The organism is Chitinophaga barathri, assembly GCF_003807585.1.
Taxonomy (GTDB): domain Bacteria; phylum Bacteroidota; class Bacteroidia; order Chitinophagales; family Chitinophagaceae; genus Chitinophaga; species Chitinophaga barathri.
In genome coordinates, this window is record NZ_RMBX01000016.1 from 37870 (window position 1) to 50766 (window position 12897).

A 12897-nucleotide genomic window follows, 5' to 3' on the forward strand; every position below is an offset into this window, starting at 1 on the left:
CTTCGTTTAGTGAATGACCGTTAAAATCCCGCGCGGATCGTGAATACGAATGAACGCATCATCGGCGGCACAAATCCTTCCTCTTTGTTCACACTGGTTCTGTTTGAGTTATTGGAAGCCGGGTTGATATTGTTCGGCAATGAGTTGTAGAGGTAGAACAGGTCGCGGCCAATGAGGCTCACGCCCAGGTTGTTCAGATGAAGCCGGGATGCGACTGTAGCGGGCAGCGTGTAGTTCAGCGCTACCTGCCGCAGGCTTACCCAGGAGTTTTTGATCACCCAGTAATCGCCCACCGCGGTAGAGAAAGAGCCGTAACGGTAATTGTATTGCGGAAGATGTGTAGGTTCCACATATCCTTTTTCGTAGGCTTCCCTGTAGGTCATGCCGCCTACGTTCACATTGGTGCCGTCCGGCTGGGTGATCGTCTGGCCATTGTCAAACACACCGTCCGGGATGATACCGTCGTCGTAGGTGCCCAGGTCGTTGGTGTATTTGCTGGTCCAGCTGATGCCGCCGTTTGCCGCATCGCGGCCCTCCAGCGAGGATTTGAAGATGCCGGTGTGGGTGCCGTAACGCATGGTGTGCATCACCATATCCCCGCCTATTTTGGCGTCGATCAGCACATTGAGGGAAAGGCTTTTGTAGCGGAAAGTATTATCCCAGCTGCCCCGGAAATCGGGGTTGATATCGCCTACATCGGCCCATTCGTTGCTGCGTTTGGGGAAGGCGGCGCGGGCGTCCGAGCGCCAGTCCAGCACTACTTTACCATTGTTCGGGTGATCGACGGGTTTGCCGCTGCCGTCTACCGCCTGGAATTTTTTGGAACTGATGCGCGTGCGGATCACACCGTAGGTGCCGCCTACCTTGGCATAAGGTATCTGGTCGTTTCCGCCCAGCGATTCGTCATCCAGTGCGTAGTATTCACGGTCCTGGTACAGCTCCACGATCTTGTTGCGGTTGCGGGTGTAGGTGAGTGTCGTGTTCCAGTCGAAGTTGGTGGTTTTCACCGGCGTTGCGTTCAGCGCCAGTTCCACTCCGGAGTTCTGGATATTCCCCGCGTTGATCAGCAGGCTGTTCACGCCGGATTCGGCGGCCGCGGGGATATTGATGCCCTGGTTGAAGGTATTGTCGCGGTAAATGGTCGCGTCCAGCCCGATGCGGTCTTTCAGGAACCGGAGGTCAAGCCCCGCTTCCATAGCGCGTTTCCGGAGAGGTTTGATATTTCTGTCCACCACAAAACTCTGCCCGTTCTCATCCACGAAGGTCAGCATCGGGATGTTGCCGTTCAGCGCCTGTGTGAATCCCCTCAGCTCAAATCCCGGGTTGATCAGGAAGGGGTTGAGGTCACCACCCAGCCAGGCAATGTTGCCGCGTAATTTACCAAAGGAGATAAAGGACGGCATCTTGAAGGTTTCCGTGAATATCCAGGAAAGGCTCACGGCCGGGTAGTTGTAGAAATTATTACCGGTGCCGTCGCTGTAGGTGAGTGCGGAAGACCAGTCGCCGCGCCAGGTGGCTTGCATGAACAGCATTTCTTTATAGGCAAGGTCCGCGCTGGCGTAGATGGAATTGATATTTTTCCGCGGGCGTTCACCGCCGTTGGATATCTGCGGTTTCTGGGAGTTGCTCAGGAAGTAGTTCCCCGGGAACACCAGGCCGCCGTCCGTCTGCGATTGATTGTAGGTCTGGCTGTAACGCTGCGTTTCCCCGCCGATGTAACCGTTCAGGGAAAGGTCTTTGGACAGCTGTTTGGTCACCAGGCCCATCCATTTCAGGAAGTAGCTTTTTTTGATGGCATGACTGAGGGAGTAGAACCCGCCGGAGGTATTGTCCGCGCCGGTAAAGTTGTATCCCTGGCCCAGCTCCTTTGTTTCATTTTTGATGTCTATGTTGCTGAAGTTTCCTTCCAGCTGCATCCGCAGCCATTTATTCAGTGTAGCCGTGATCGTGAGGCGGCCACGGAACATCTGTTCGTCCTGCAGATAGTTGTTCTCGAATATACGGAACCAGTAATCCGCGCCCGGCACCACATTCGTTTCGGCCGCGTCATATACTTTCGGAACGCCGCCCAGCTGGCTGGTGTATTTGCTGCGTTGCATCCAGTATTTTGTATCGTAGTTGCGTGGGAATATCCAGATGAAGTTGTTCAGCCCCAGCTGCGGGGGATTTTCGCCGTCCAGCGATGTATAATCCGCTCCCGCGTCCAGCGTGATGAAGCTGGTGAGGTTATGCGTGGCGCGCAGCGAGAAGGCGTTTTTCATCATTTTGTTCCGGAAGTTGATCCCCTCGGCATCGTTGCGGGAATAAGACAGGCGGAAGGTGGATTTGTCCGTTGCCCCGTCTACCGCCACATTGGTGAGAAAACTCGTGCCGGTCTGGAATGCGTCCAGGTAGTTATTGGGAGCGGCTTTGTATTCCGTCCAGGTGCCGTCATAGTTGAGCACGCGCTGGTTGGAAAAGCGGGGTCCCCAGTTCTCCAGTTCCCTGTTTTTCTGCGGGTCTATGTATGGCTCGCCATTCGCGTTCGTGGGGAATACTTTGGTCTGCCAGTTCTGCCCGTCTTTATAACCCGGGTCGCGTGTATCGGTAAAAAACGCGCCTACGGTGCCACCGCCGAATTCATTCTGGAAGTCGGGGCCGGCGTAGGGTTGTTGTACAGTCACGGATTGTGAAACGGACACGCCCCATCCTTTGCGGGTACGACCTTTTTTGGTGGTGATCAGCACTACGCCGTTGATGGCGCGGGTGCCGTAAAGCGCGGCTGCGGCGGAGCCTTTGAGGATGGACACGCTTTCAAACTCCTCCATATTCAGGTTCTTCAGGTCGTTCCCGAAATCCCTTCCTTTCCCGTCAAATGCATCATTGTCCAGTATCACGCCGTCTATTACGAAGATAGGCTGGTTGTTTGTGCTCAGCGTGGAGTTACCGCGTATCAGGATGCGCGAGTTGCCGAAGAGGCCGCCAGAGCCCTGGTCTATATTGATCCCTGCCGCCTTGCCCTGCAAAGCGTTGATGGGGTTCACCTCGTTTGTGGCCGCCAGCTCCGATCCTTTCACTTCCGTAACGGAATAACCCAGCGCGCGTTTTTCTTTTCGTACGCCCAGCGCCGTTACCACCACTTCGGATAATTCTTTTTTGGATTCCTGCAACACCACATCGTATACAGCGCCGCTGCCCACCACCACTTCCTGTGTGGCAAAACCAATGGCGGTGAACACCAGGGTGGCGCCCTCGTCCGCATCCAGTTCAAAACGCCCGTCCGCATTCGTCACCGCGCCTTTGGCGGTGCCTTTTACGGTCACCGTCACGCCGGGGATGCTGGTGCCGTCCGCCGCTTTTACAGCGCCCGTCACCTTTTTGAAAGCCGAGGGATCAACGGGGCGGGTGTTGATCACCACTTTCATCCCGTCTTTTTGAATAATGATCTGGTTTCCCACCGCTTCGTAACTCACTTTATAAGGGGAAAGCAGCGTTTCCAGCACATCGCCCAGGCGCTGGTCTTTTACGTCTATGCTTACTTTATTGTTCAGCGGGATGGTTTGGGTGGCATATGCAAACTTGACTGCGGCGGCCTGTTCTATTTTTGCCAGTACGTTTTTCAGGCCTTTGTTAGACATGGACAGCGATATCTTTTTGTCCAGTATCCCGGCTGAAGAATATCTGCCGGCGTAGGCAAATGTGCTTGCAACAAGGCATAAAAAGGACATCAATAGCGCTACCCGCATCTTTAAAAAGAAGGTATTCATACGCATACTATTTTGGTTGACAGTAATGTAAATTCCCGAACTAAAGGACGGCTGAGTTACCACATCCCGGGCCGCTAATCCGCACAACATCCTCGTCTACTTCATATGTTGCGCTCAGCACTTTGGTCAATATGTCTAATTTATCGTACATCGATCCCTGGTCCAGGGCAATCGTAATTTTACATTTTGCAAATACTTCCCGGTCATACTCGAACTCCACGCCGTAAGTACGGGTGAGCACGGCAATGATCTGGTCCATGGTGGCTTCGTCGTAGTACATCGTTTCCCAGGCTGGTACCGGATTGGCCAGCAGCGTGGGCGCGGGGCCGGTTGTTTTCTCCAGTTTATTCCGGCTGGCGCTGTACACCGCCTGTTCATTCATCACCAGGATGCAGGGTTTTTCTTTCACGTTCTTTTCCTGCCTGGTCACCGCCACTTTCCCGGACCTTACGGATACCACCACATCATTTTGCGCCGCGATGCGGAAGCTGGTGCCCAGTACTTTTGTCACGATACCGCCGCTTAATACGGAAAATGGTTTGGAAGCGTCAGGGGCTATTTCAAAAAAGGCCTCTCCTTCCAGCGTCACTTCCCTTTTGCGTTTGCCCAGCAGGCTGTGATACCTGAGTTTCGCGCCGGGGTTGAGGGTGACGCGGGAACCGTCTACCAGGTAGACCGTTCTCAGGGCATTGCCCGTATTCTGCACTGATATGTCTGCGTGGCCGGTCCTGGCCATTAAAATGCCGTTTTCATTAAGGATGGTGCTGGTCTTGACGCGGATGAACGCATACCAGCCGCCTCCCGCGAGGCCCAGCAGTACAAGAAGGGCGGCAGCCGCGGCGTAACGCCGGTACCATGGGATGCGCGGGCGCAGCTCATCCTGCATGTCCTCCCATATCTGTTCAGCCAGGTCGTGGCTGCTGACGGCTTCATGTTCTGTTTCGTGTATCAGCCTGATCACCTCACGTGAGCGCGCTACCAGCGCCCTGCGGTCAGGGTGTTCATTCATCCAGCTTTCCCAGTAAGCATGGCCTTCTTCGTTGGGCTGTAATACCCATCGTACAAATTCATCATTCTGCAATAATGCTTCCAGTTCCTGTTGCGAATACGACATACGGCTTAAAAATTATGCGCGGTTAAATACAAGTGTACCGGGTGGGGTTCCGATACTCACCTGGCGGGATATTTTTTTTAAAACAAGATAAATAGCATAAAGATCAGTCCGGGGCCAAGCATTTCTCTTAACTGAACAATAGCCCGGTGCAAAAGGTTCACGGCGGACTGGTAGTTCACCGCCATGATCTCGGCGGCTTCTTCCGTGGTACAGCCGTGGTAAAAACGGAGATTGATCACTTCCTGCTGGCGGCCGGGCAGGCGGAGCAGGGCCTGGCGGATGCGCTCCTTGCGCTGCTGTTCCGTTTCGGCTTCCAGGCGGTGCAGTTCCGCATTGTCCGGATCGGCCTGGTCCGGCAGTTCCGCATAATAACGTGTTTTTACTTTGGCGTTTCGCAGGAGTTTATAACGAAGCGCTTTCAGGAGGTAGCCCCTGACTGACTGAACGGACTGTAGATGCGTCCTGGAGCGCCATAGCTCCACAAATAGATCCTGGATGACGTCTTTCACCACCTGTTGCTCACCACTGATCCGCATTCCATAGGCTATCAGCTGCTGTATATGCCCGTGGTATAATTGCGCAAATGCATCCCGGTCCCCATTTCTGAAATCCTCCCATACCGGCTCACCGGCTGAAGGTGTTTTATCGTGTTGCGGCATGCTGGTTCGGCTGCTTTCTTGCGGTAAGGTAGGTATATTTTTGCAGAACTTTAACAGGCATATACGCGGCTGATAATTTGAACCTATTTAATTTTGCACAATCTAATTGATAACAATGGAACAGTTGAAATTCGATAACCAGGTCTGTTTTCCTTTATACGTTCTTTCCCGGCAGGTGACCGCCCATTACCGGCCGCTGCTGGAGAAGCTGGACCTCACCTATCCCCAGTATCTCGTGCTCCTGCTGCTCTGGGAGCATAAGCTGCAAACCGTGAAAGACCTGGGCGAAAAGCTCTGCCTGGACAGCGGCACACTCACTCCTTTGCTCAAACGCCTGGAGAAAAAAGGCCTCATCACCCGCTACCGCTGCAAAACGGACGAACGGATCGTGGAGATCGTCATCACCCCCGAAGGCATGAACCTCCGCAAAAAAGCGCAGAAGATCCCCATGCAGCTGCAGGCCAGCCTCAACCTGGACGACAAAGAGCGGGAAACCCTGCATAAACAGCTCCAGCGCCTGATGGACAAGATCAAACCGGTACAGGCGCCGGCGGATGAAATCTGATATTTTTTCAAACAACATAAAACCGAAACATCTTCACAATGGTTAAAGTATTATATACCGCCACGGCTACGGCCACCGGCGGAAGAGACGGGCAGGTAACGTCCGATGACGGCATTCTGAATGTAAAAACAGCTACCCCGAAAGAACTGGGCGGCCCCGGCGGCGAGTTCACCAACCCCGAACAGTTATTTGCAGCCGGATACTCCGCCTGTTTTGACAGCGCGCTGAACCTGGTGATCCGGAAATCAAAGGCCGAAACCGGCATTACCGCCGTCACCGCGCAGGTAGGCCTCGGCTCCAATGGCGCTGGCGGATACGGCCTCGCGGTAACGCTGGACGTACTGATACCCGGCATTGACCAGGCCGCCGCGGAAGAGCTGGTAGCCAAAGCGCACCAGGTATGCCCATACTCCAATGCGGTCAGGAATAATGTAGAAGTGACAATTAACACCCGTGTAGCATGAAAACAGTAAAACAGATCACCCTGGCCGCCAGGCCAAAAGGTATGCCGGACATGTCCATTTTCCGTTTTGACGATGTGGCCCTGCCGGAGGTCAAAACAGGGGAATTGCAGCTGAAAGGCCGGTATTATTCCGTGGACCCGTACATGCGCGGCCGGATGAACGATGTGAAAAGTTATTCCCCGCCCTTTAAACTGGAACACGCGCTGGAAGGCGGCGCAGTGGCGGAAGTAGTGGAAAGTAAAGACCCGGCCTTTGCCCCGGGAGACCTGGTGCTGGGCCCTTACCTGCCCTGGGCCACTGAAATGGTGGTGCCCGCCGCAACCGTTAAAAAGATCGATACCAACCTCGCTCCCGCCAGTTATTTCCTGGGCGTGCTGGGCATGACAGGCCTCACAGCGTATATCGGCCTGCTGGACATCGGTAAACCCAAAGCCGGGGAAACCCTCGTGGTATCCGGCGCTGCCGGCGCCGTAGGTTTGGTAGTGGGGCAGCTGGGCAAACATCTTGGATTACGCGTGGTCGGCATCGCCGGTTCCGAAGACAAAATAAAGATGCTCAAAGAGGAATATGGTTTTGATGAAGCGCTGAATTACAAAACAGGTGATCTCTCCGCACAGATCGCCAAGGCCTGCCCCGATGGCGTGGATATCTATTTTGACAATGTGGGCGGCGATGTAACGGACGCCGTGGTGCCTCATCTGAATTTTTTCGCCAGGATCCCCCTCTGTGGCCAGATTGCCATTTATAATAACGAGGAACCATCCGTAGGCCCGCGTATACAACCCACCCTGCTTACGCGCAGCGTGCTTATGCAGGGATTCATTATCCGGAATTACCCCACCCGTTATGCGGAAGGCATTCAATACCTGGCCCCGCTGGTAAAAGCCGGCAAGATAAAATTCACCGAAACGTTCGTGGAAGGATTTGAAAAGATACCTGAAGCATTCCTGGCATTGTTTACCGGGCAGAACACCGGGAAGATGATCGTGAAAGTATAGCAGACGATACAAAACATTATTTTTATAAAAAGGGCCGGTAATCCGGTCCTTTCTTTTTTCCGTTATTTCTAAGTCAATAAAAAACAACCTGTTGTACTTACCCCCGGTACGGCAAGGTTACTGACATCCTGCTGACATCCTCCGACCATCCTCCGACCGTGTTCGGTCGTAGCAAGGGTTTGAGGTACTTTGGCCGGAGGATCGCCGGAGGTTCGTCGGAGGATGGCCGGAGGTTTGCAGCGGATCTGTTGAAGAAGTTTGGGAGATGTGTTGAAGGTTCTCCAGGGTTTAGCCAGAAAATCACCCGTTTTTGACAGGACTGTTTTCCTTTCGTCCCAGGTTTTACCGAAGCCCGCCCCAACTCCGCCGCAGTCTCGTCCCTTTCTTTTTTTCCGCGTGTGCCAGGACCCTATTTTTGTTTTATCCCGCCGTCATGGAAGCACCGCTAAAATGCAGGTGGAGTATCGGCCACAGGCATTTCCTTCCCGCGGCGGAACGGGTCAATTATTTTTTAACGTTTAAAACATTGTAAAATGGCAGATATCAGTAAAAACCTTCTTGTGAAAGGCGCAAGAGGGAATGTAGGTAAACAGTTCGTGTACAGGAAACACGGTGATGACACCATTATCACCCTGATGCCTGTCTTCGATCCGGATGCACCGTCGTCGGAAGAGCAGCAGGAGACGCGCAACAGGTTTGCAGCGGCCACCTGTTTCGCCAGGAATATCCTCCAGTCCGCCGACTATAAAAAGGCATACCGGAAAAAGGCGACAAAAGGCAAAACGGCGCATAACATTGCTATCCGCGACTTTCTGAGACCGCCGGTGGTGAAGAAGATCAGGACGGCGGATTATAACGGAATGCCGGGGTCATCCATCATCATCCATGCGAAAGATGATTTCAGGGTGGCGGCGGTGAAGGTGAGCATCTTCAATGCGGACGGCACTTTACTGGAAGAAGGGCATGCTTTTCTAAGCCCGGTGAACCTTTTAACCTGGACGTATACCGCCACTCAAACAAATGCCGTTCCTGTCGGTTCCCTGATCAGGGCCGTTGCTTCGGACATTCCGGGGAATACGGCGGCGCTGGAGGTGTTTGTATAGCAGGCATAAAAAAGCGGAGGCCGTATGCGGCCTCCGCTTTATCTGCTGAAATATGTCTGTTGTAAAAGGAAATGTTACGCTGCCTCCTCTGCATCAGTGAAAAGTATTCTTGCCAGCAGGAGCAGGAACAGGAAAATGTAAGGAATGCTCATTGCCAAAGCGGTTCCATCACAGGCCCCGACATAATAGATCAGACCTCCCGCACCAGCCAGCAGCCCTGCGAGACTCCAGGCTTTTTTCTTCCTGTGGTTCCGCTGAAACAATCCGATGATCAACAATAACTGGCCCAGCATGGACAACAAAGCAGAAGCAGGTATATAAATACTTCCGCCCGTGTAGCCCCCCGGATTTACAAACACCAGCTCTTTCCACAGCCCGGAGGAAAAAAGCATGAACTCCAGGATGATCATCACGCCGATGCCATGCCCTGCAGGCACGAGTATCAGCATATTGGTAATGATCGCGATCACGATCAGCTGGTTCGTATGTTTCATCAGGTATCCCGGTCCGCGCTGCTATTCCTTAATATTATTTCACGCCGAACTGGTAGATCGTCGTCTGTGTATACTTCTCGCCCGGTTTCAGGATGGTGGTCGGGAAAGTAGGCTGGTTCGGCGAATCGGGGAAATGCTGGGCTTCCAGGCAGAGGCCCGCATTTTTGCCGTAAGTGGTCCCGTTGCGCGCGAACTTCAGCGAACCGTCCAGGAAGTTGCCGGTGTAGAACTGGATGCCCGGCTCCGAGGTGAAGATGGTCATCAGCCTGCCCGAAGCGGGATCATGAAGGGTGCCCACCTGCGCCAGACCTTCTTTGGCAAATACCCAGTTGTGGTCATAGCCGCCTTTCACGGAATCGATGCGGGCGCCGATGCGCTGGGGTGTAGTGAAGTCCATGGGCGTGCCTTTCACGGAATCGATCCTTCCCAGCGGGATGAGGCCGTCATCCACCGGGGTGTAGCCCGGCGCGTCCAGTTGCAGCTCGTGATTGAGTATATCCGGGCTTTTACCGGCGGAGAGGTTGAAGTAAGTATGCTGGGTAAGGTTTATGGGTGTCGGTTTGTCCGTAGTGGCCACGTATTCTATTTTCAGGGCGTTCTGATCCGTGAGGGTATAGATCACTTTGGCGCTGAGATTGCCGGGATACCCTTCTTCGCCGTCTTTGCTCTGGTATTCCAGCAGCAGGCTGCTGTCTCCCGGGAGCGGGGTAACGCTCCACACTACCTTGTCGAACCCTTTCAGCCCGCCGTGCAGTGCGTTGCCGTTATTGTTCACAGCCAGCTGATAAGTAGCCGTATCGATCTTAAAAGTGGCTTTGGCAATGCGGTTCGCATACCGGCCCACCAGGGTGCCGAAATAAGGGTTGCCGGGCTGGAGGTAGCCTGCCAGGGTGTCGTAGGACAGTACCACGTTGCCGGGCGTACCGTCTTTGTCTGCCGTAATAATGTCCGTAATAACGCCGCCGTAGTTCAGCACCTTCACGACCATCCCGTTGGCATTGGTCAGTGTGTACTGCACGATCTCCGTGCCGGCGAGGTTGCCATAAGGCTGTGATGTGAGCATAGTACCTGTTTTCTTTTCTTCCGCCGCGTTGTTACAGGCTGAAAAAGCCAGCAGTCCGCTGAAGGAGTAGGCCATAATTGTGGATAGCTTATTCAACATGACGTGAGATTTGGTTTAATGTGGGTGGATGTAGTTTTAAATATCCGCATTAAATCCCGAAAATTCCAGCTATTTTTCATGAATGTTCTATAAATTGTCTCAGCGACATTTATTATAATTGATCCGCGTTAAACTGATACAACATTGAAAATCTCTCAATACTCCGGCAAGAACAGGGTGCTGGTGGCTGTAGACTGCATTATTTTTGGATTTGACGGCACCGAAATGAAGATCCTGCTCATCAAGCGGGGCTTTGAGCCCGAGAAGGGCCGCTGGAGCCTCATGGGTGGCATTATCCATCCAAACGAGACGCTGGATCATGCCGCCAGCAGGGTATTAAAACAGCTCACCGGGCTTGAGAACGTATACATGGAGCAGCTGCATACCTTCGGGGAAGTGGAGCGCGACCCCGTGGAAAGAACTTTGTCCGTGGTATATTTCAGCCTGATCGATATCAACAAGTTCAAAAAACAGATCAACCAGGAGTATCATTCCGAATGGTTTCCGCTCAAAAAGCTCCCTTCCCTCATCTTCGATCACCGGGATATGGTGGAGCTGGCCAAACAAAAACTCCGTTACAAAGCCGCCTTCCACCCCATCGTGTTCGAAATGCTGCCGGAGAAATTCACGCTTCCGCAGTTGCAGAACCTCTACGAAGGCATATTCGACACGCTGATGGATAAAAGGAATTTCTCTCGGAAAGTGCTGTCTACGGGGTTGCTGATCAAACAAAAAGACAAAGAACGCCTCAGTTCCAAACGCGGCGCGTTTTATTATAAGCTGGATAAAAGGAAGTACCAGACGAAGTTTAATGCCTTCCTCAACTTTATTCCCAATCCTACTAACCTCGGGTGAAAGGATAATCGTTTTTATAATTTATAGAACCGCCAGCTGGTCTTGTAATCCTTTTTCAGCGGCTGCTTCAGCAATATTGCCCGTACCATCTCCACGGGCATCGCGTTTTCCGTAATCACGGCGTCGTGGAATTCGCGATAACTCATCTTCCCGCCGTCTACCAGTTCCTTTTTCAGCGCCTCAAACTGCAAACCGCCGATCATATAAGCCACCTGGTACAGCGGGCCGTAACCGCCTGTAAAAGAACGGCGCACTTCGCCTTCAGCGTTCGCGCGTTCAAAGTTCACCCTGTCCACCAGGAAGTTGATACATTGCTGGGGCGTCCATTTGTTGGTATGATAACTAAGGGAAAATATGATGCGGGCGCAGCGGTGCATTCTCCAGAACAGCATGCCGATGCGGTCTTCGGGGCCCTGCGGGAATTTGAGGTCCCAGAGCAGGCGCTCCCAGTACAATGCCCAGCCTTCTGTCCAGAAAGGCGTACCGAAGCGGCGGTAGGTACGGTAACGGCTGTTCATGAACTGCTGCATGGCGTGGCCGGCCAGCAGCTCGTGGTGAACAGTGGCGCGTGAAAAATGCGGGTTGTTGCCGCGCATGCTCATCATCTTGTCTTCATGCGCCATGGTATTGGTGGGGTACGCAATGAGAAACTCCTCTCCTCCCAGGAAAAAGGGCGCAACCAGTTGCCTTTCGGGGCTCAGCATGTTCATTCTCCAGGTCTCCTCCGCCAGCGCGGGGATGGTGATCAGCTGGTTCTTCTTGATAAAATCAAGGGATTCGTTGTAGAGCTTCATCATGGCCTCCGGCTGTTTGCCCGCGGGCACATAGGTGTTTTTTACCTTTTCCATGGCAGCTTTCCAGTCGTCGCCAAAGCCCATCTCGCGGCTGGCTTTCAGCATTTCGGCATCGCACCATGCAAATTCTTTATTGGCAATGGCGATCAGCTCGTCCGGTGTGTAGGCGATCATCTCTTCCTTCAGCTGCCGGATCAGCTCCGCATTGCCGATGGGGTTGCCGATGATGCCGCTGCCATCGTCTTTTTGCGAGACGGCGTTTTTGCCTTTGCTTTGGAACAGGGCGGCATAACCACTGAGCAGGCTGTCCAGCCTGTTGTACGGCATGGGTATCCACCAGCTGTACAACGGGTCGTAACCGTTATAAAAATCGTAGGAGCTTTTGATGGAAGCCTGCAATCCCCTGGCTATCCCTGCCGCGCGGCGGCTCAGTGCCAGCGGCATGGCGCTGTCCTTTTGCAAGGCGGCCTTTTTAACCAGCAGTTCCTTTGCAATACTGTTCAGTTCGCCCGCCAGCTTTTCCGCGTCCGGCGCGGTACCGCGGCGGCGGGTACGTTCAATGGCATACATACGTTCCGCGAAAGGGAACCATTTTTCAACGGCGGCATACTCCTCTTTTTCTTCGTTCAGCCGGAACAGTTCATCGTCCAGGTTGCGGTGGAACAGGATATAGTCTACGCGGGAGCCGGTAGGGAGTTTATCGAAGTCCAGCTGCTCCAGGCGTTTGATATAGGTGTCCTGCAATAGTTTCATCCTTTCGCGGCGCTCGGGCGTGTTCGGGATGGCGTAAAAGCGGCTGAGGGTGCCACGGTCCGCATTGTATTGCACCATAATGTTGTTCACCTCGCTGGATTGACGGTAGAGGTCAGTATCGGCGGACTGTGCATAGGCGGCGAACTGCAACGCGACGAATACGATGCAGCAAAGAAATTTTCTCATAAGT

The 12897-nt window shown here is 53.4% G+C and carries 11 protein-coding genes; 5 read left to right on the forward strand and 6 right to left on the reverse strand.

Features of this window, described 5'->3' with window-relative positions; all coding sequences use genetic code 11:
- Positions 1-20: 20 nt before the first annotated feature.
- The 3 genes from EG028_RS25200 to EG028_RS25210 form a co-directional block, all read right to left on the reverse strand.
- Positions 21-3746 (reverse strand): SusC/RagA family TonB-linked outer membrane protein, encoded by a 3726-nt coding sequence (locus tag EG028_RS25200; RefSeq protein ID WP_206614515.1) that lies wholly within the window; start codon positions 3744-3746, stop codon positions 21-23.
- A gap of 40 nt (positions 3747-3786) precedes the next feature.
- Positions 3787-4860 (reverse strand): FecR family protein, encoded by a 1074-nt coding sequence (locus tag EG028_RS25205; RefSeq protein WP_120519130.1) that lies wholly within the window; start codon positions 4858-4860, stop codon positions 3787-3789.
- 77 nt (positions 4861-4937) lie between these two features.
- Complete coding sequence (locus EG028_RS25210; protein ID WP_120519131.1) at positions 4938-5519, reverse strand: RNA polymerase sigma factor; 582 nt, start codon at positions 5517-5519, stop codon at positions 4938-4940.
- A gap of 115 nt (positions 5520-5634) precedes the next feature.
- On the opposite strand from EG028_RS25210, the gene EG028_RS25215 reads away from it, so the two are divergent.
- The 4 genes from EG028_RS25215 (at position 5635) to EG028_RS25230 (ending at position 8649) form a co-directional block, all read left to right on the forward strand.
- On the forward strand, positions 5635-6084 hold the full coding sequence (locus EG028_RS25215; protein ID WP_120519132.1) for a MarR family winged helix-turn-helix transcriptional regulator: 450 nt from the start codon (positions 5635-5637) through the stop codon (positions 6082-6084).
- Between the two features lie 38 nt (positions 6085-6122).
- Positions 6123-6548, forward strand: coding sequence for an organic hydroperoxide resistance protein (locus tag EG028_RS25220; RefSeq protein ID WP_120519133.1), 426 nt, complete (start codon positions 6123-6125; stop codon positions 6546-6548).
- Positions 6545-7546, forward strand: a complete 1002-nt coding sequence (locus EG028_RS25225) for an NADP-dependent oxidoreductase (protein WP_120519134.1) — start codon at positions 6545-6547, stop codon at positions 7544-7546. The genes EG028_RS25220 and EG028_RS25225 overlap by 4 nt, the downstream gene beginning before the upstream one ends.
- A gap of 533 nt (positions 7547-8079) precedes the next feature.
- Positions 8080-8649, forward strand: coding sequence for a hypothetical protein (locus EG028_RS25230; RefSeq protein WP_120519135.1), 570 nt, complete (start codon positions 8080-8082; stop codon positions 8647-8649).
- A gap of 74 nt (positions 8650-8723) precedes the next feature.
- Here EG028_RS25230 and EG028_RS25235 read toward each other — a convergent pair whose 3' ends face one another.
- Positions 8724-9143 (reverse strand): hypothetical protein, encoded by a 420-nt coding sequence (locus tag EG028_RS25235; protein ID WP_120519136.1) that lies wholly within the window; start codon positions 9141-9143, stop codon positions 8724-8726.
- A gap of 34 nt (positions 9144-9177) precedes the next feature.
- A complete protein-coding gene (locus EG028_RS25240; protein WP_174235438.1) occupies positions 9178-10305 on the reverse strand; it encodes an aldose epimerase family protein in 1128 nt (375 codons plus the stop codon).
- A gap of 144 nt (positions 10306-10449) precedes the next feature.
- Here EG028_RS25240 and EG028_RS25245 point away from each other — a divergent pair, with 144 nt between their 5' ends.
- Positions 10450-11160 carry an NUDIX hydrolase gene (locus EG028_RS25245; protein WP_317127255.1) on the forward strand — a complete coding sequence of 237 codons (711 nt, stop codon included), beginning with the start codon at positions 10450-10452 and terminating at the stop codon, positions 11158-11160.
- Positions 11161-11174: 14 nt separating this feature from the next.
- Here EG028_RS25245 and EG028_RS25250 read toward each other — a convergent pair whose 3' ends face one another.
- A complete protein-coding gene (locus EG028_RS25250) occupies positions 11175-12893 on the reverse strand; it encodes a DUF885 family protein (RefSeq protein ID WP_206614516.1) in 1719 nt (572 codons plus the stop codon).
- Positions 12894-12897 lie beyond the last annotated feature (4 nt).